The organism is Treponema paraluiscuniculi Cuniculi A, from assembly GCF_000217655.1.
Taxonomy (GTDB): Bacteria; Spirochaetota; Spirochaetia; order Treponematales; family Treponemataceae; genus Treponema; species Treponema pallidum.
Genome location: NC_015714.1, coordinates 768,432 through 785,776, shown reverse-complemented (window position 1 = coordinate 785,776; position 17,345 = coordinate 768,432). Strand labels below are relative to the sequence as shown.

Below are 17,345 nucleotides of genomic sequence, written 5' to 3'. Positions count from 1 at the left end.
GCTCATGGCAAGGAAGAAGCGTGCTCCGCGCGGGGCGGCACAAGGGTGGCTAACGACATACTCAGATATGGTCACGCTTATGCTCTGTTTTTTTGTCATGCTGTTTAATCCAACTGAAGTTGATATCACGGTGTTGCAGAGTATTGCTGCATCGATTGTAGGTGATCCTACCGGTGGAGGGGTTTCTGCCTCCTCAGGGAGGCTCGCTGACTTGGGAAACACCGTTAACACGCTGCCTTCACTGGAAAAGGGACAGAAGCTGGCGACTGCGCTGAAGAAGGCGGTTTCGCTTTTCGCTCCTGAGATTAAAAGCAATAAGATTGCGGTGACCAGTGATGAGCGCGGCTTAGTTATTTCGCTCACTTCGGATTCGTTTTTTTATCCGGGGTCTTCTGATCTGAATGTGGAGGAATCTCGGGAGGCGTTGCTGCGTGTTGCGCAGTTTTTGTCTGATCACGCGCTCGCCGGTCGACGGTTTCGCATTGAGGGACACACCGACTCAGTTGAGGTGCCCGAAGATGGGAGTACAGACAATTGGGAACTTTCTACCCGTCGGGCAGTGCGCGTGTTGCATTATCTTACTGATTTTGGTGCACAGGAAAATCGCTTTTCCCTTGCAGGGTACGCAGACACACGCGCAAAATTTTCAAACGAAAGCCCTGAAGGGAGGGCGTACAACCGGCGGGTTGATATTGTCATCCTGGACGAGGGTCACTTTTGATGGTACACTTCCGCTTCCCCTTTCCCGGAGGTGAGTTTCTGGTATCTGCACAGCCTGAGTTTGAGCTGGTGGCGCGTCTGCACGCCGCTGTAGTACGTGAGGAGGATGTATGGCAGAAAAGGACTCCATAGGAGATATCGCTGATGATTTTGAGGAACAGCTTGTCGCTCCTGCTGCGGACAGGGTGGGCTTTCTGCCAGGATTGCTCAGATGGGTTGCCATTGCAGTAGGGGCGGTCATCTTCATTGTGACGGTGGTGACAGCCACCGCGCTGGTGCTCGCAAAGCAGGGGAGTAGCCACACGGCGTATCCGGTTTCACAGGAGTTTCGGGAGTCTCGCGAGCTTTTGCAATACTACGAGTCAGTGGGCCTTATCCGTACTAATACTGCAGATGCGCTACCGGGGACGGTTGTAGTGAGCGTTGCGTTGGGGTATCCGCTCAATGATAAAACGGCACAGCAGGAATTGAGCGCGCGTTTGGTGGAGTTAAAGGATTTTTTGCGCTCGTACTTTCAGAGAAAAACACTCTCTGAGTTGCGTCCTGAGCATGAACAAAAGGTGAAGATTGAAATTCGTAATGAGATTAACGACAATGTACTTTCTCGGTCAAAAGTCAAGGACATTCGTTTCACGCAGTTTGACGTACTTAAGCCCTAACGGAAAGATCACGGGGATGCTATGACAGAGGTATTATCGCAGGACGAAATAGATCAGCTGCTAACGGCTATCAGTTCTGGGGATGCAAGTATTGAAGATGCGCGCCCTATCAGCGACACCCGTAAGATTAAGCTCTATGATTTTAAGCGCCCGGATAAGTTTTCAAAGGAGCAGATGCGTACACTGTCGTTGATGCATGAGACTTTTGCGCGGTTGACTACTACCTCGCTGTCGGCGCAGCTGCGCAGTATGGTGCACGTGCACGTTGCGTCAGTAGATCAGCTCACGTACGAGGAGTTTATCCGTTCTATTCCCACGCCTTCCACGCTTGCGGTGATCAATATGGATCCGCTCAAAGGGAACGCAGTGCTTGAGGTGGATCCCTCCATTACTTTTTCTATCATTGACCGCCTCTTTGGAGGAACAGGACAGGCAGCCAAGGTGCAGCGGGATTTGACTGATATTGAAAATTCAGTAATGGAAGGGGTCATCGTCCGTATTCTGGCGAATGTGCGTGAATCCTGGACGCAGGTTATCGATCTGCGTCCGCGCCTGGGTCAAATCGAAACGAACCCGCAATTCGCACAGATCGTTCCTCCCTCAGAGATGGTGGTGTTGGTGACGCTCGAGACAAAGGTGGGTGAGGAAGAGGGGATGATGAACTTTTGCATTCCGTACATCACCATAGAACCTATCATTTCTAAGTTGTCGAGTCAGTTTTGGTTTTCTTCGGTGCGCAGGAGTTCTACCACGCAGTACATGGGGGTTCTGCGCGACAAGCTATCCACGGTGGATATGGATGTGGTGGCAGAAGTTGGGTCGCTCCGCCTTTCAGTGCGCGATGTCCTTGGGCTCCGGGTGGGGGATATCATCCGGTTGCACGACACCCATGTGGGCGATCCTTTTGTGCTCAGTATTGGGAACCGCAAGAAGTTTTTGTGTCAGCCTGGGGTGGTGGGAAAAAAGATTGCCGCGCAGATTTTGGAACGAATAGAAAGTACCTCCCAAGAGGATTTTGAGGAATTATCCGCGGACGAGGAGGAATTGTATGAGTGACGGCTCTATTTCTCAGGCTGAAATCGATGCCCTGCTTTCAGGTGTTGAGATGGGAGCCGGCGACTCCCCCGCTGCGGGCGCGTCTTTCTCCGGTGGGGGGCTCTCCAGCGCACAAAGCGAGTTGTTGCAGTCTTTCTGTCAGGCGAATGTGGGTTCCTTTTGCCCGAGCTTGGAGTCTTTGACCGGTAAGACTGTTTCTATTTCCCCGCCGCGCGTGGAAATTTCCTCTAAGGAAGAGTTTTCCCGCGTCATTCCGGACATGTTAGTGGCAACTGTCATCGATTTTGAAGGAGAGTTTGCAGGGGACCATTTGTTCCTCATGGCTCCTGAGTTTGCGCAGAAACTCGTCAATTTGGTCAGTCATGAGGACAACGATCAAATCGATGATATGGGACTTTCGGTTGTTAGTGAAACGATCACCCAATATGTCAGCGCACAGCTTTCTACGCTTGAGGCGCGGAACGTACAGAATGTAAGTGTGGCTCCTGCAGAGTCGGTGCAGGTGCCTAAGGCGATGGTTCGCTTTCCCCCGCAGCGTCTGTGCGTTTTTACCTATACGGTGGAGCTAGATGGCACTTCGTATACGCTGTGGGAGTCGGTGTCTGAGCAGCTGATGGTTCGAATTATCGAGAGGATGGGGGGGGCAATGCAGCGCCCGCAGGCGCAGGTGGGCAATTCTCAAATGGGGGGCGTGAACATGCAGATGGGGATAGGCGCCGCGAGTCCGAGTGTGCAGTCAGTCCAGTTTCATCCGCTGCAGAATGCAGCAGGTGGCGCAGAACAGGGAAATATCGGGCTTATCATGGACGTGTTCATGGAAGTTACCGTTGAGCTCGGGCGTACACGCATGATGATTAAAGATATCCTGGGTATGGGGGAAGGCCACATTATCGAGTTGGATAAGCTTGCCGGTGAACCTGTTGATATTTTGGTCAATCACAAGTTGATCGCAAAAGGAGAGGTGGTGGTTATTGATGAAAACTTTGGGGTGCGTGTTACGGAAATTCTCTCGCCGGGAGAACGTATTGCGGACGTTTAATTGCTCCCTTCGGATCGTACCGCGGTGCGCGACGCTGTTCCTTTCGGTGCATGTTTTTTTGCATGTGTCCTTTGAGCTCTGGGCACAGCAGCAGGGGGTAGATGTTTCTGCCGTTTCAGAAGCGGTGTCACCGCCTTCTGCACAGAAGGAGCAGCCGGCGCCTGAGTCCGCGCGTGACACGAGGGGGGACGCGTTCCCGCTCACCCCTGCTGAACAGGCGTTCCGTTTCGACGCTGCCCCGGTTGCGCGTGACCCGTCCCCTTCGGTGTTTTCTCTTCTGTTGCGTTTTAGTCTCGTGCTCTGCGTGGTGTGTGCGGCTGTATACGGGTTTCTGCGTCTTATCAGACGCAGTGCGTTTCTTTCTAGCGCGCACGATCCATTTTTGAAGCGGCTTGCCTGTTTGCCCATTGCGCCAGGGCGCGCAGTGTACGTGGTAGGACTTGCAGAGCGCGCCTTTGTATTGGCAGCGTCTGATACGTGCATTTCACTCATTGCAGAGGTCAAGGACAAAGAGCTCATCGATACCATGAACATCGTCGCTGATGAGCAGGGCACTGACGCCCGTGCGGATTTTTCTCAGATGCTCGCGCGCCTCTTGCCCGCGCGCGTTACCGGTAAGGGGAAACCGTTAGTTGAGGCAGATTTTCTTGCAGATACGAGAAAGAAGTTGCGTCGCATCCCTCGTAATGATTCTGAAGAATCTGCTGCACAGGATGCTCTGTGATCCGTGCTCGTGCGTGCGTACGCTGCGCGCTCTTTTTCGTGTTATTGTTTTTCTTCCCGCTTTTTGCACAGGATGCGCGCGGCGGTGTCGAGCGCGGCGTTACTGGTATCAATGCTGAGCGGCCGGCTTCACGCATTCCTTTCATCAATTTTGATATCCGGGAGCCCCAGACCAATCGGGAAGTGGCTTTTTCTGTGCAACTTCTCCTGTTGCTCACGCTCATTTCCCTTGCGCCGAGTATCTTGCTTTTGATGACTGCCTTTCTGCGCTTGTCTATCGTCCTTGATTTTATCAAACGTGCATTGTCGCTGCAGCAAGTGCCGCCCACACAGGTTTTACACGGCATAGCATTGTTTCTCGCCCTATTTATCATGTGGCCGGTCTTTACTGAGATTTATGCCAAATCGTTTAAACCTCTTGCCGATGGCCAGGTAGATATCCAGACTGCATATACGGAGGCAGAAAGACCGCTGCGTGTCTTCATGTATCGTCAGATGGCGCATGACCCGTCTTCTGTGCGTCTTTGTATGTCCATGGCAAAGCTGCCTAAGCCAGATACACTTGCGGACGTGCCCACGTATGTCCTTATCCCTGCTTTTATCCTGCATGAGCTGACCGTAGCCTTTCAGATTGGTATCTTCCTGTACTTACCTTTCATAATTGTTGATATGGTTGTAGCGAGTATTTTGATGTCTATGGGTATGATTATGCTGCCGCCGGTTCAGATTTCATTGCCGTTTAAATTGGTTTTGTTCGTGCTGGTGGACGGTTGGAATCTGCTGATAGATAGGCTTTTTCATTCGTTTTTATAACATACAGGACGGGAGTGTGTGATGACGCAAGGTGCGGTATTAGGCTTGATACGAGAGGGTGTTTTTCAGGTGGTGTTACTTGTCGCGCCTGTTCTGTGCACAGCGCTTGTCGTTGGCTTAATAGTGGCTATCTTTCAGGCAGTGACGTCTATTCAGGAACAAACACTTACCTTTGTTCCTAAGATGTTGACTATATTGGGAATGATTGCCCTCCTCGGTGGGTGGATGCTGACAATGCTGCAGAATTATACCGTAAGGCTGTTTGACATTATCCCTCAGTTAGTGAGGAGTGGACCTGTCTAGTGGATATGTGCGATGGAACGGTCCTTTGATGCACTCTTTTCTCAGGCTTCTCTTTTTTTTCTTGCGGCGGTCCGCGTGTTTGCGCTTATGTTTACGGTACCTCTCTTGTCGGTGCGCTCGGTTTCTCGGGTAGTGAGGGTGGCACTCGCAGGCCTGATTGCATTCCTCGTATTACCGCTTGCGTACCCTGCACCCGTGCAGGTTCGTGAGTTTAGTGCGTACTATGTGCTTTTGTTGCTCGGAGAAGGTTTGCTGGGGATTTTAACAGGTTTTTTTATTAGCGTAATTTTTACGACTTTTAGTGCGGCAGGACAGTTTTTTTCGTATCAGATGGGTTTTGGAACATCTGAGATGTACGATACCTTTGCACAAATAGAAAATCCTTTGATGGGACAGTTTTTGAACTTTGTGGCGATGCTTGTTTTTTTGCAAATAAAAGGATTTCAAATCCTGTTTTTAGGAGGCGTGCTGCGGAGCTTTCAGGCTGTTAATTGCTTTGTTTTTCTGCGGAAACAGGAAGCGCTCCTGCTGTTTTTTACCAAAGCGTTGAGTGCTCTTTTTTTACACGCGATGACTATCGCACTGCCTATCATGGGAGCATTGCTGTTAATCCACGTTTCAATGGGTTTATTAACAAAAGCGGCCCCACAAATGAATCTACTCTCTGAAGGGCTTCCGCTTACAATCGTAGTTACGTTTGTTTTACTGAGCGTAATTCTTCCTTACATGATAAACCTGTTTGTTTCTATACTGTTTGGCGGTTTTGAAATGTTTGAGCAGCTATTGGTAAAGCTTGGAAAAGCCCTATGATAGAACAAGAAGGAACATTTCCGCTTCCTCCTTTTATTATTGATTTGCAGTGGTTTGCCGCTGAGGATGAAGGGAGGTCAGAGGATCCTACCGAAACAAAACTCCGTAAAGCACGAGAAGAAGGACGTGTTCCGAAAAGCCAGGATCTAAATGGAGCGTTTGTGATGCTCTTCACATCAACTTCCTTGTTCTTGCTTGCACCATTTATATTGAGAGAGTGCATCGGTGTACTCAGGTTTTTCTTTACGCGTGCTACTACCGCGTCCATCCAGAATACTGGATGGTTTTTTGTATTTGTGCGGTATTTTATGAAACTTGCACTTCCGATCTCCTTTGTTGCGCTGGTCTCTGGCGTTGCGGCAAACATTGTACAAAACAAGACCGTTTTATTTTCGGTAAAGTCGATTCGACCGCAGTTTAAGAAAATATCTCCAGATGTAATTCGTTTTTTCAAACGCTCATTTTTTTCAACAGAAGGGCTTTTCAATTTACTTAAATCTCTCATAAAGATTACAGCGATATTTTTTGTATCGTATTTTACTATACGTAATGATCTTTTTATGTTTGTTTCTTTATTGGGTGTGAGTCTTACCCAGAGTATTTTCTACATTACATCCCTTGCGGGTAAAGTTCTCCTCGAAGTAAGTTTGCTGTTAGTGGTGTTCGCGCTTCCCGATTATTTCTTCCAAAGAAGGCAATTCATCGATTCGTTAAAAATGTCTCGGCAGGAAGTGAAAGAGGAGTTAAAAGAGCAGGAAGGGGACCCGCTCGTGAGAAGTTATGTTAGAAAGCAGATGCAATCTCTTGTTAGAGAGTCTGCTCGGAATACCACTGACGCTGATGTTGTGATCACTAATCCGACTCATTTTGCAGTTGCGGTGCAATATGAGCCTGCATACATGACTGCGCCGACTGTGGTTGCGAAAGGATCTGATGGGACTGCATACCGAATTAAACGGTTGGCAAAAGAGGCAGGTATCTTGATAGAAGAAAACAAACCGCTTGCACGTGCGTTGTACACGCAGGTTGCTATCGGGAGAGAAGTTCCCTACGAATATTTTAATGCTTTAGTGCTGATTTTTACCAAGCTGGATAAATTTAAAACACATGCACAGCGTAAGAGGTAACCCATACTATGGCGCACGGTAAGAGTGCCTTTTTCACTACTGACGCTTTTGTTGCGATTTCAGTGTTGGTGGTTGTCTTTTCTATTGTTGTTCCTCTGCCCACGCAAATTCTCGATGCGTTGATGGCCTTTAATCTTATCTTTAACCTTTTGATATTACTTATGGTGTTATTTGTTGAAAAACCAACAGATTTTTCTGTATTTCCCTCGCTCTTGTTGACCTCAACCGTTTTTGGACTTGGACTGAACGTGTCTTCCACCCGGTTGATTTTAACGTTAGGAGATCGGTTTAGCGGGTATATGATCCGTGCGTTTAGTTCTTTTGTGGTGGGAGGATCCGGGACGCAAGGTCTAGTAATTGGTTTTACGGTATTCATCATTTTAATTGCAGTGCAAGCTTTTGTTATTACTAAGGGTGCGACGCGTATTGCAGAAGTTGCTGCGCGTTTTACCTTAGACTTCAATGCAACCAAAAGCATGTCCATTGATGCTGAATATAATGCAGGTGTTATCACCGAAGAAGAAGCGCGAGAGCGTAAGAGGCAAATTCAGCGTGAAGCAGATTTTTTTGGAGCAATGGATGGAGCGAGTAAGTTCGTATCGGGCAATGTCAAAATTGGTATTTTTATTACCATTGTAAATGTGATTGCAGGCCTGATAGTGGGTGTCATATTTCGTAGGGAGGGTTTTCAGGCAGCATTGCAGACCTATACAAATTTAACGATAGGAGATGGGTTGCTTGCACAGCTTCCTTCTTTGTTGTTGTCTGTTGCAACAGGTTTTATTGTCACTCGATCAAGCGATCAAGGGTCATTTGGTCAAAACGTACAGGAACAATTTTCAAAAAGTGCACTTGTTTATTTTATTGGCTCAGGTGCATTGATCGTTATGGCGGTGTTGCCGGGTTTTCCCCACAGTATTTTATTTTTTATGGCCGTGTGTTTTGCCTTTGTGGGACTGCAGCTAAGGAAAAGGGAACGGGTACACGTTCAAGAACATGAGATGCAAAAAAGTTCAGATAAAAAGGGTATGCAACAGACTCAAGATAGTACTTCTGAAATGGGTCCTATTGTGCCGCTTGATCCACTTTCGCTAGAACTTGGGTATGGATTAATTCCTCTTGTTGATAAAGAAAAGGGTGCAGAGCTCCTAAGTAGGATTACAGTTATTAGAAAAGATGCCGCGTTGGATCTCGGATTGGTTGCTCCTAAAATTCGAATTATTGACAATATGCGTTTAGATCCGAGCAGTTATTGTTTTAAAATCCAAGGATTAGAAGTTGCGCGGGGAAAGCTGCGCTTGGGATGGTTTCTCGCCATAAAGTCTGGTCAAGTTACAGAGGAGGTTCCAGGGGAGCGAACAATTGATCCTACATTTGGACTCCCTGCTGTGTGGATTTCTGAAGAAAATCGCGATCGTGCTGAGCGTGTCGGTTACACTGTAGTTGCTCCATCTGCAATCATCGCCACGCACCTGACTCAGGTAATCCGTACCAATGCAGCGGATATTTTAGGTCGGCAAAACGTGCAAATGATCATCGATGCACTACGCAAGGAATACCCGGCGGTGGTAGATGATGTAACGCAAAAGTGTCCACTCGGAAAGATCCAAAAGGTGTTACAAGGGTTGTTACGTGAACAAGTGTCTATTAGAAATACAGTTGCGATATTTGAGACACTTGCAGATTTTGCTTCTACGAGCGACACTGTGCCCGTTCCTATTCTTATTGAAAAAGTTCGTCAGCGATTGGGAAGGCAGATTTGTCTGCAATATGCAGATGAACAGAACGTTCTCCATGTTATGAGATTGGACTCCTCGTTGGAAACGTTCCTTTCAGAAAAGATAGCGTTAACCGTGGATTCGTTATCAATATTGACGCTCTCTCTCGATGAACAAAGACAAGTTCTGCAAGCGGTCCGCACCGTTTTTGTTCCCACACGACAGGAGGGGTATATTCCCGTGTTGCTAACGACGGATACGATTCGTAGCGCAATGTGGAGTTTGTTTTTTTCAGATCGTATTGAAATCGCAGTTATGTCCTATAAAGAAGTTTCTACCGATATGCGCATTGAAACAGTGGGAGTAGTAAGGATAGAAGAGAGTGATGTGGATGCTTTTGTGAGAAAGCAGTAGTCTTCGGGCACAAGATGGGTGGAGGGTTTGATAGGTGGAGTTATTAGTAGAAGTTGCCCCAACGAAGGAAAAAGCGATAGAGAAAATTCGGAAAAAGTATGGAGATCGAGTTAATATCCTGCGCACGCAGAGGAATAATAGGAGTTTCTTTTTTGGTCTCATAGAACGAGTCTCGGTAGAGATTTTTTTTTCTGTCAATAGGGGATCGCAATCATCAGTACACGAGATACCCTCAGTGCAATCGCGTACGCGTGTGTCTGCTGCCCGGGTAGAGGATACTGAAGCAGAAAAAATAAAGATACTTGAATCTGCGCAGCGTATTAATGCGAAGATAGCACAGCAGGTAGAGCCCTTAATTTCAGCGGCAAAAGAGAAGAAAACTGAAAAAGTGCCAACTTCCCCTGAAGCGGTGCATACGCTCACTCAAACGCTAGAGGGTATGATCCAGAAGATCACGAATAGTGCGCCGGTGGTGATAACACAGGAGTTGCAGTCGATTCAAAGAATCGAACTTCTTTTAGAGGAAAATGATTTTAGTTTTTCATTTATAAGAAAAAGTATTGCTCGTCTAAAGGACGAACTCAGTTATCATGATTTAGAGTCTTTCGAAAAAGTTGAATCAACAGTCCTGCGATGGATTATAGAATCAGTCCATATTCAGGTTCCCCCTATTTGTACCGGAACAAGAAACATTGTATTAGTAGGACCGACTGGTGTGGGAAAAACCACTACCCTCGCAAAGCTTGCCGCGTTCTATTTTGTTACAGAACCGAAGCGAACTGGTATTCAGCCACGAGTAAAAATCATTACAACGGACAATTTTCGTATTGGTGCAGCGTTTCAAATGGAACGTTATTGCGAGCTTATGGGACTCGATCTGTGTGTAGTGCAAGCACCGGTTGAGTTTTTGACGTACATGACACTGTATCAGCAGGAGACCGATGTGGTCTTTGTGGACACGGAAGGGAGGAGTCCGGTTGATGGACAGAATATAGAGCGGATGGTGGAATACTTTCGTGCGGTAAAAAATTTTGAACTGGAAGTGTACCTTACCATTGACGCTGGATCGAAGGCGAACGACTTGCGCGAGGTGTTTAAGCAATATGCGCTTTTTGAGTATCGTGCGCTGATAGTAACCAAACTTGATGAAACAACAAGTATTGGAAACCTCATTAGTGCGTTGAGTGAGGCAAGGACTCCTATCACCTATATTACGACAGGACAAACGGTTCCAAGCAATTTAGAAAAGGCGTCAGTAAATTTACTACTTTCTAAATTAAAAGGTTTTAAACTTCTTGCTGAGGAGATGGGCAACGACTATGGTGATTACGGTAGCAAAGAGAGATAAGCGCATAGCAGACCAGGCAGAAGAGCTGAGGGATTTGATGCAGGAAAAAAATGCGCGGGAGCGTGTTGAACGTCATCAGCATAGAACGCGTGTTGTCGTGGTAACCAGTGGAAAAGGCGGGGTGGGAAAGACGAATATTGCAACGAATATGGCAATTGCTTACGGGTACATGGGGAAAAAGGTGGTACTCATAGATGCAGATCTTGGACTTGCAAATGTGAACGTGATAATGAACGTTGTTCCCCAGTATAATTTGTACCATGTGATCAAAAAGCAGAAGAAAATGTCTGATATCATCATCGATACTAATTTTGGTATCAAGCTCATCGCTGGTGCATCAGGGTTTTCCAAGATTGCAAATTTAAACGAAGAAGAGCGTGCAGCTTTTATCCAAGAGTTATATTCTTTATCGGAGACAGATATCATTATTATCGATACAAGCGCTGGTGTTTCGAAGAATGTCGTAAGCTTTGTTGCATCTGCCGATGATGTCATTGTTGTGACCACTGCCGAACCTACGGCAATCACCGATGCGTATGGAATGATAAAGATCATTGCAACTGAGGTTGATAATCGGGATATGAACTTGAAGATGATAGTAAATAGAGTGAATTCTGCCGCAGAAGGAAGAAGGATCTCTGAACGCATGATACAAATTGCAGCTCAGTTTTTAAATCTGAAGTTAGATTATCTGGGCTTCATTTATGACGACACCTCGGTAGGTGCGAGCGTTCTCAGACAGGTCCCTTTTTTAATCCACGAGCCTCGGGGGAAGGCCTCCGTGTGCTTGCGCCATATCGTGGCAAAGCTGGAAAAAACAGAGATCGCCGAGACAGGCGGGCTTTCGGGTTTTATTCGCAGGATATTTGGAAGGGAATGGGAATAAGGCTCCCCCTTTCCCTACCGACTAAGATTGATGAGAAGTTGGACCTCCCCCAGTGGCTTGCCGGTCTTTTCCGCAATGAACTCAGGGGCAAGTCCCTTCTCAGATAGGGCGATGATGGCGTCTTTAAGCAAAGGGGACTCAGCTCTCAGCCCGTTGTCCCGAATGATTTTCTCGTTATAAACCTCAATGGTGCCACGCTTGGTAGGGGCGGGTTTCGCTGCACTCGATCCTGCGCGTGAAGGAGCGCTCCGGTGCTCAGGTCGCGCGCAAACCTCCTCCTGAGTTTCCTGTGACCTCGCACCCGATGCCCTGAATAGGGTGCGAGCCGTGTGCTCCTTAAGTATTTCCTCGTTAAGAAGAGTGAGTTTTCTGTCGATCGTGCGGACGACCTGGTTACACTCTCCTATCTTCTTCTCGAGCATTTGCACGGCAATGTCCGCTTCATACCGTATATCTCGAATCATCTTTATCACTTCCTGTTGCATCGTTTTCGCATAGGCGTCAGGAGAAAAACTCGTACGCACCTTCACATAGAAGTACACAAGCAGAGCAACGGCCACGAAAGAGAACGTAATCGACATCACCAGCATAGCGTATTCCTCATTTTCACTGCGTATAAGGAAAACTCAGTACGCATAACCTGAAGGGGCTTTTTTATAATCTTCATCCTGTTCGCCCGTGTATTGGCCATAGCGAATGAGGCCATTGCGTAAATAAAAACTTATGGCCGTGCTGTCCGCGCGCACCTCTTCGCTCACGTCTCGAATGGTGACTTTTACACCAGAATACACCTGCCCTGAGGCAGAGATTTTCCCCTCGATTGGAGAAGCATCCAAGGATGCCTGAATCTCTTCGAGCTCCGCGCGCGACTGCTGCACTAGCTGCTCGAGTGAGATCTTTTCCTCATGCAGACTGGTCTCGAGCGCCTCCTTATCTGGGGGAAGTTCCTTACGCGCTCTCTTTAAATTCTCGAGGGATTGGAGGTTCAAAGACAGATCGGAGAGTTTTCGTTCATGTGCGTGCAACTCTTCCTGCAACATGCTGAGGCGACGTACACGGTGCGGATCAAAGCCGACGCTGATTTGCGTGTCGTTGCCGCCCGATTGGCTGCCTAGGTTGCGCGCGTAGACAGCCTCTGCCGCTGCAACGTTACTTCCGATGATGTCGGCACGCCGCCCACGACAAATGATTTTCCGGTTAGCAATGACGTGCGAGTTCATAATTCCGTCAGAAACAATGACAAGATCTCCTGCTTCAACTGAGGCGCAATTCTGGATGAATTTAGCCCACAGAGATTTGCCTGCACGAATGCATCCTTCCTCCTTTCCCACAATACCTTGTCCGACTAGAATGTCCCCTTCTGCATCAAGCAAGGCCTTTCCCACCGTTCCGCGCACTTCGATGTTGCCTGAGGCCTTAATCTCGTAGTTATCCTCAACGTTTCCGTGTACCAACACGGTACCAAGGAACATAATGTTCCCTGTTTTTACAGAGACGTTTCCTTCTACCACATAGATGGGTTCTACGTTGATGCCCCTTCGGGAAAGCAGGGCTTGTCCGTCAGTTTCTGCAATGACCGTAAGGCCGTCACGCGCAAGCGCTGTGTTTCTTCCCAGAGGAATGGACACATCTTTTCCCGACTGTGCCGGAAGATACGTGCCCGTGACGGTTTTGCCAGGAGTACCCCGCTGTGCAGGCAGCTTCTGCGCAAGCGGCTGTCCTTTGACCACGTTATGAATGAGGTTTAACTCCTTAAAGTTAATCTTCCCCGTCTTGAGCTCTTGCAAGTGCACACGGGTGCGGTCAGTTTCGAAGTGATAAGAAATCCTCGCATTTTCACCGTCCTTCGGAGGGGTGCCCCGTGCAATGAGGTAGGGTTCATGGTAAACCGGACAGTCTTGGAACGAATTGACGCGTTCCATGTCGATGCCGTACACAACCCGATTGGAGCGCAAGAAAGACAAGATGGTGTCCGCGCATATGTCAGCGCCGTTCCGTCCAGGGGGGGTGGCAGTTACAAAGGCCTTCATGTCGTTTTCTCGGATCTCCACAGAAAGCATTGCATCATGTGCAGGGATACGTTCGAATGAAGAAACGTGCACGTAGCTGTTCGTAGCGTTTTTTATCAGCACCTTGAGAGTGTCAGCGGGAGGCAGGGCAAGGCCGCGTGCGCGGAACTTTTCCTGGACGCTGGCGAGTGAAACCTTGCGCCCTTTACCGAGGGGAGCGGTGATTTTTAGAAAAACGCCCTCTTTTTTGCAAAGTACAAAGGCTGCGCCGTCGTGTCCGGTGTTGGGGGAAGAAGATACGTCCCGGTGTGAATCGTGCGGTGCAGACACGTTCCCGGCAGCAAACTCCAGTGAAGAGCTCTCGTAGGCGCGGATTTTCCACTTTTTTTGGCGGAAGGAAAAGAAACTGCCAGCGCCTCTTTCGAGCACCTCGTATTCAACGCGGTATTTCGGTATTCCTAATTGAACAGCAGCAGCTTCAAGTGCCTCATCAAGTGTTTTTGCGCACGCACTGACGCAGACACGCTTAGAATCCTCCTCGTAGCGTTTCTGCATATCGCGGCGAATTTGATCAAAGCGAGTATTCATAGGGAGTATTACCGGATACCCTTTTTGATGTTGGTGAGCTTTGCCTTTAACTTTAAATTCGCGCTGGTGTGGATCTGAGAGATACGCGACTCGGTCACTTTGAGCACCTTGCCAATCTCCTTTAAGGTCATTTCTTCGTAGTAGTATAGTATGAGCACCTGCTGCTCGCGTTGAGAAAGTTCCCTAATTGCCTCTGCGATGATACGCTTGATTTCCTCGCGTTCGACAATGACGTCGGGATTGAGAGAAGCGGGCGCTTCGATGCTGTCTCCCACAGAGACGTGGTCTCGCTCATCTCCACTAAACTTCGAATCGGCAAGGGAAATCACGCTCGTGCCGGACACCTTCAAGAGGAGCTGGTGGTACTCTTCAAGCTCAATATTCAGCGCGCACGCGATCTCGGTATCTGTGGCAGCACGCCCAAGGCGTGCCTCCAGATCTGCAATCGCTTCTTCTATCTGGCGTGTTTGCTGACGTACCGACCGGGGAACCCAGTCGATGGAGCGCAGTTCATCAAAGATAGCACCGCGGATGCGCGTAACCGCGTACGTATTAAATCGAATGTTTTTTTCTGGGTCATATTTATCGATAGCGTCGAAAAGACCAAAGATACCGTAGCTTACGAGGTCATCGAACTCAACGTTCCCCGGTTTCCCAACGGCAATTTTGCTTGCAACGTATTTGACCAGAGGAGCGTACTGCACAACAAAGTACTCGCGTATTTTCGCGCTACGCGTCCTCCGATACTCGAGCCAAAGCTCCTCTTCCGACTGCTGTTCGAAGGCTGTGTTCCCCATTCCCGTGCCCTCTACTGTTATAGCTGATTTCAGAATGAAAATACAAGCCGGCTCGCTAGGTGTCTTGGGAGAGCACGGTTCGGATGGCGCGTGCCATGCGTTTAGTCTCGGGTAGGTCAGTGAGAACGTCACCGACGAGATCAGAGGTCTTGTCCTCGAAGGAAGGAGTAGACGGGGAGAAAGAGTACCCCAGCTCGCCGAGCTCTCCTGTAGGGATGAGCGAGTCAAAGCTGTCATCAGTTTCCTGTACGACATCGCCACCCGGCGACGCAAACGAGGGCTCGACCACGTCATCTAGCGTCAGATCCACATGAGGGATGGGCATCTTCCCATCTTCTTGAACAAGGAGGTCGGGAACCACATATGCAAGAAGGGCCCGCAGCGCGTACGCGGTAACTCCTGCGCCTAAAGCAAGGACAGTCGCACGGGCGACCGACACATACACGCGCGCGTTGCGCGCTACCGCCGCTGTTGCAATGGATAAAAAGAACGCAGCGCCAGCTGCAATCGCAGGTACCTTCAAGAAGGCACCAACTGCAGCACAGGAAAAACGCCGCTCCTGCGCGTCCACGGAGCTAGTCTGCAGCTGGTTTTTTGTTTCGTCAAGGACCTGTTTCCAAGCGTGTAGTGTGAGCTATGCGCGGCACGCCCGCATACCACGCGGTGAGTGGTGTGCCGTGCAACGCTTGCACGTGTACACAGGTGGCAGTACAATTGCCCTCTCTTGGAGGGGGAGTATGGGTCGTTTGAAGCGGTGTGAGGTTCGTCGCCGCCCGTGCGCGCTTTGGGCGATCGTACGCGTCGCGCGCATTGGAGCACTCGCTGCGATGCTTGCTGTACTTTCGTTTGCGCTCGGCTGCGCGCTCGTCTACCCTCTCTGGGCGTTGGCGGTGTATCGTCCGCGTGTTTTCTCGGTGTTGAGCGGTTTGCTCTATGGCGGCAGTGCGGTCCTGTGGGGACTGAGACGCGTGTGCAACGCTCTTTCTTATGCACGGGTGCGACGTGCAGGGCGTAGGGCCGACGCGCAGGAGCCATGCGTTTTAGTGCAAGCAGGGGAAGTCGGTGCTATGGGGCCCTCGTCCTCCGCGGAAGTTCACCCCGCGCAGGAGTGCTAAGCGGCTGCGTGTGATGCGTCTGTGCCCATTTTCTCCGTCCTCTTTTCTCCTGCGCGTGCAGATGGTGCGCGCAGCGGTGTGCTCCTGCCTGTGTGTGTGTGTGGCACATCCTGCGGTGTGCGGTCCCTATCCGTTGATAGGGCAGCTGCAAGGGAAGGATGCGCTCTTCCGTCAGTATAGCGATGACGTGCGCGCTGCGCGCGTGGCATTGGCGCAAGGCAAGCGGGGAAACGATTTACCCTTGCGTTTTTATGCATATCGCGTAAAAAAGGCAGACACCATCATCCGTATCGCCGCGCGCTGCGGTATTCCCTATGACGCGGTGGCTAGTTTGAACCGTATTGAGACGCTGCATACCCCCCTTGAGGGGCGTACGTTGCTTTTGCCAACCGTTCCGGGACTGTACGTTTCTGCGGATCCGCACCTTCCCTTAGAGCGGCTCATTTACGCACTGATAAAAAAGGGTCAAGGGCCGTCTTTTTTTCTTTCCCTTCCGGGGACTGCGCAGACAACGCATACGCGAGAAAAGCGGGAGGTAGTGTGCGCGCCTCAGGCCTTGTTTGACGGAACGGTGCGTGCCTTCTTTCTTAAGCCGTTTTATCGTTTTCCATTGGCGTCTGGAAGACTCACCTCAGGGTTTGGCGCACGCAAAAGCCCGTTCACCGGGCGGCTGAGTTATCATCCAGGTATAGATCTTGCCGCTCCCATGGGCGCGCTGGTGTATGCGTGTGCGAGCGGACAGGTGGCGACGATTGCGTACAATCGTCTGTATGGCAAGTACGTGATTTTGCGGCACACAGACGGAAGGCACAGCTTATACGGACATTTGAGTGCAGTGCGCGTCCGTGTACAGCAAAAACTGAGTGTGGGAGCGGTGATCGGCAATGTGGGATCGACAGGCGCATCGACCGGGCCACACTTGCATTTTGAGGTACGGGAAGCGGGGGTACCCCAAAATCCTGAGCGATTCATGGAAAAGTTCCGCTGATACGTGACGGTCGGGGCGCCGACAGGTGAGGTGTCGACGCGATCCTCCTCTCTGTGGCACTACCGTTGGGCGTGGGGTTCGCACCAGGCTCAAGGTTTTGCAGGTAGAACCGATACTGGGGGTGCCGGCTGCGTGGTTCCCCTCCCACCTATCGCGCGGTCGGTACGTAGTGGGGCCGGTTTGAGAAAGCCGGCCTTTTTGTGTGTCTGCCTGAGTGCATCGTGGGGTGTGC

Annotated in this window: 17 protein-coding genes and 1 pseudogene; 14 read left to right on the top strand and 4 right to left on the bottom strand. The window is 49.6% G+C overall.

The genetic code is table 11. The features are described 5' to 3' along the window. Positions 1-4 precede the first annotated feature (4 nt). The 12 genes from motB (at position 5) to TPCCA_RS03520 (ending at position 11,616) form a co-directional block, all read left to right on the top strand. The gene (gene motB / locus TPCCA_RS03575; protein WP_041610043.1) at positions 5-721 is read left to right on the top strand and encodes a flagellar motor protein MotB; all 717 of its coding nucleotides are present in this window, start codon (positions 5-7) and stop codon (positions 719-721) included. Between the two features lie 109 nt (positions 722-830). Next, entirely contained in the window at positions 831-1,379 is a 549-nt protein-coding gene (fliL, locus tag TPCCA_RS03570; RefSeq protein WP_010882167.1) for a flagellar basal body-associated protein FliL, read from the top strand. A 21-nt stretch (positions 1,380-1,400) separates the two neighbouring features. Beyond that, positions 1,401-2,435: a flagellar motor switch protein FliM gene (gene fliM / locus TPCCA_RS03565; RefSeq protein ID WP_013945325.1), complete on the top strand. Its 1,035-nt coding sequence runs from the start codon at positions 1,401-1,403 to the stop codon at positions 2,433-2,435. After that, positions 2,428-3,474: a flagellar motor switch protein FliN gene (fliN, locus tag TPCCA_RS03560; protein WP_013945324.1), complete on the top strand. Its 1,047-nt coding sequence runs from the start codon at positions 2,428-2,430 to the stop codon at positions 3,472-3,474. The genes fliM and fliN overlap by 8 nt, the downstream gene beginning before the upstream one ends. Positions 3,475-3,520: 46 nt before the next feature. Beyond that, on the top strand, positions 3,521-4,198 hold the full coding sequence (locus tag TPCCA_RS03555) for a FliO/MopB family protein (protein ID WP_245522093.1): 678 nt from the start codon (positions 3,521-3,523) through the stop codon (positions 4,196-4,198). Then, positions 4,195-5,010: a flagellar type III secretion system pore protein FliP gene (fliP, locus tag TPCCA_RS03550; protein ID WP_013945322.1), complete on the top strand. Its 816-nt coding sequence runs from the start codon at positions 4,195-4,197 to the stop codon at positions 5,008-5,010. The genes TPCCA_RS03555 and fliP overlap by 4 nt, the downstream gene beginning before the upstream one ends. An 18-nt stretch (positions 5,011-5,028) precedes the next feature. Beyond that, on the top strand, positions 5,029-5,313 hold the full coding sequence (fliQ, locus tag TPCCA_RS03545; protein WP_010882162.1) for a flagellar biosynthesis protein FliQ: 285 nt from the start codon (positions 5,029-5,031) through the stop codon (positions 5,311-5,313). 12 nt (positions 5,314-5,325) lie between these two features. Next, positions 5,326-6,123 (top strand): flagellar biosynthetic protein FliR, encoded by a 798-nt coding sequence (fliR, locus tag TPCCA_RS03540; RefSeq protein WP_013945320.1) that lies wholly within the window; start codon positions 5,326-5,328, stop codon positions 6,121-6,123. Then, positions 6,120-7,250 carry a flagellar biosynthesis protein FlhB gene (flhB, locus tag TPCCA_RS03535; RefSeq protein WP_013945319.1) on the top strand — a complete coding sequence of 377 codons (1,131 nt, stop codon included), beginning with the start codon at positions 6,120-6,122 and terminating at the stop codon, positions 7,248-7,250. Before fliR ends, flhB begins: the two co-directional genes overlap by 4 nt. A gap of 8 nt (positions 7,251-7,258) precedes the next feature. Further along, positions 7,259-9,382, top strand: a complete 2,124-nt coding sequence (gene flhA, locus TPCCA_RS03530; protein WP_013945318.1) for a flagellar biosynthesis protein FlhA — start codon at positions 7,259-7,261, stop codon at positions 9,380-9,382. Positions 9,383-9,416: 34 nt separating this feature from the next. Next, on the top strand, positions 9,417-10,730 hold the full coding sequence (gene flhF / locus TPCCA_RS03525; protein WP_013945317.1) for a flagellar biosynthesis GTPase FlhF: 1,314 nt from the start codon (positions 9,417-9,419) through the stop codon (positions 10,728-10,730). Further along, the gene (locus TPCCA_RS03520; RefSeq protein ID WP_010882157.1) at positions 10,702-11,616 is read left to right on the top strand and encodes a MinD/ParA family protein; all 915 of its coding nucleotides are present in this window, start codon (positions 10,702-10,704) and stop codon (positions 11,614-11,616) included. Before flhF ends, TPCCA_RS03520 begins: the two co-directional genes overlap by 29 nt. Positions 11,617-11,630: 14 nt before the next feature. On the opposite strand, the gene TPCCA_RS03515 is transcribed toward TPCCA_RS03520, so the two are convergent. Genes TPCCA_RS03515 through TPCCA_RS03500 form a run of 4 tightly spaced genes read right to left on the bottom strand, consistent with a single transcriptional unit; the run spans position 11,631 to position 15,581 of the window. Further along, positions 11,631-12,206 carry a hypothetical protein gene (locus TPCCA_RS03515; RefSeq protein WP_013945316.1) on the bottom strand — a complete coding sequence of 192 codons (576 nt, stop codon included), beginning with the start codon at positions 12,204-12,206 and terminating at the stop codon, positions 11,631-11,633. Positions 12,207-12,242: 36 nt separating this feature from the next. Continuing rightward, entirely contained in the window at positions 12,243-14,213 is a 1,971-nt protein-coding gene (locus tag TPCCA_RS03510; protein WP_013945315.1) for a FapA family protein, read from the bottom strand. Positions 14,214-14,221: 8 nt separating this feature from the next. Next, positions 14,222-15,010 carry an RNA polymerase sigma factor WhiG gene (gene whiG, locus TPCCA_RS03505; RefSeq protein WP_013945314.1) on the bottom strand — a complete coding sequence of 263 codons (789 nt, stop codon included), beginning with the start codon at positions 15,008-15,010 and terminating at the stop codon, positions 14,222-14,224. Between the two features lie 55 nt (positions 15,011-15,065). Then, a complete protein-coding gene (locus tag TPCCA_RS03500) occupies positions 15,066-15,581 on the bottom strand; it encodes a hypothetical protein (protein ID WP_013945313.1) in 516 nt (171 codons plus the stop codon). A gap of 65 nt (positions 15,582-15,646) precedes the next feature. On the opposite strand from TPCCA_RS03500, the pseudogene TPCCA_RS03495 reads away from it, so the two are divergent. Together TPCCA_RS03495 and TPCCA_RS03490 are read left to right on the top strand one after the other, a co-directional pair. Then, positions 15,647-16,125, top strand: a pseudogene (locus TPCCA_RS03495) (hypothetical protein). A 61-nt stretch (positions 16,126-16,186) separates the two neighbouring features. Then, positions 16,187-17,113 (top strand): LysM peptidoglycan-binding domain-containing M23 family metallopeptidase, encoded by a 927-nt coding sequence (locus TPCCA_RS03490; RefSeq protein WP_049774995.1) that lies wholly within the window; start codon positions 16,187-16,189, stop codon positions 17,111-17,113. Positions 17,114-17,345: the final 232 nt, after the last annotated feature.

What these genes read in the sequence shown, in the direction of transcription:
- TPCCA_RS03490 (WP_049774995.1), top strand. Translation starts at nt 16,187, where the DNA reads ATGGTGCGCGCAGCGGTGTGCTCCTGCCTGTGTGTGTGTGTGGCACAT.
- TPCCA_RS03520 (WP_010882157.1), top strand. Translation starts at nt 10,702, where the DNA reads ATGGTGATTACGGTAGCAAAGAGAGATAAGCGCATAGCAGACCAGGCA.
- fliL (WP_010882167.1), top strand. Translation starts at nt 831, where the DNA reads ATGGCAGAAAAGGACTCCATAGGAGATATCGCTGATGATTTTGAGGAA.
- TPCCA_RS03515 (WP_013945316.1), bottom strand. Translation starts at nt 12,206, where the DNA reads ATGCTGGTGATGTCGATTACGTTCTCTTTCGTGGCCGTTGCTCTGCTT.
- whiG (WP_013945314.1), bottom strand. Translation starts at nt 15,010, where the DNA reads ATGGGGAACACAGCCTTCGAACAGCAGTCGGAAGAGGAGCTTTGGCTC.
- TPCCA_RS03510 (WP_013945315.1), bottom strand. Translation starts at nt 14,213, where the DNA reads ATGAATACTCGCTTTGATCAAATTCGCCGCGATATGCAGAAACGCTAC.
- fliR (WP_013945320.1), top strand. Translation starts at nt 5,326, where the DNA reads ATGGAACGGTCCTTTGATGCACTCTTTTCTCAGGCTTCTCTTTTTTTT.
- flhB (WP_013945319.1), top strand. Translation starts at nt 6,120, where the DNA reads ATGATAGAACAAGAAGGAACATTTCCGCTTCCTCCTTTTATTATTGAT.
- flhA (WP_013945318.1), top strand. Translation starts at nt 7,259, where the DNA reads ATGGCGCACGGTAAGAGTGCCTTTTTCACTACTGACGCTTTTGTTGCG.
- fliN (WP_013945324.1), top strand. Translation starts at nt 2,428, where the DNA reads ATGAGTGACGGCTCTATTTCTCAGGCTGAAATCGATGCCCTGCTTTCA.
- fliM (WP_013945325.1), top strand. Translation starts at nt 1,401, where the DNA reads ATGACAGAGGTATTATCGCAGGACGAAATAGATCAGCTGCTAACGGCT.
- motB (WP_041610043.1), top strand. Translation starts at nt 5, where the DNA reads ATGGCAAGGAAGAAGCGTGCTCCGCGCGGGGCGGCACAAGGGTGGCTA.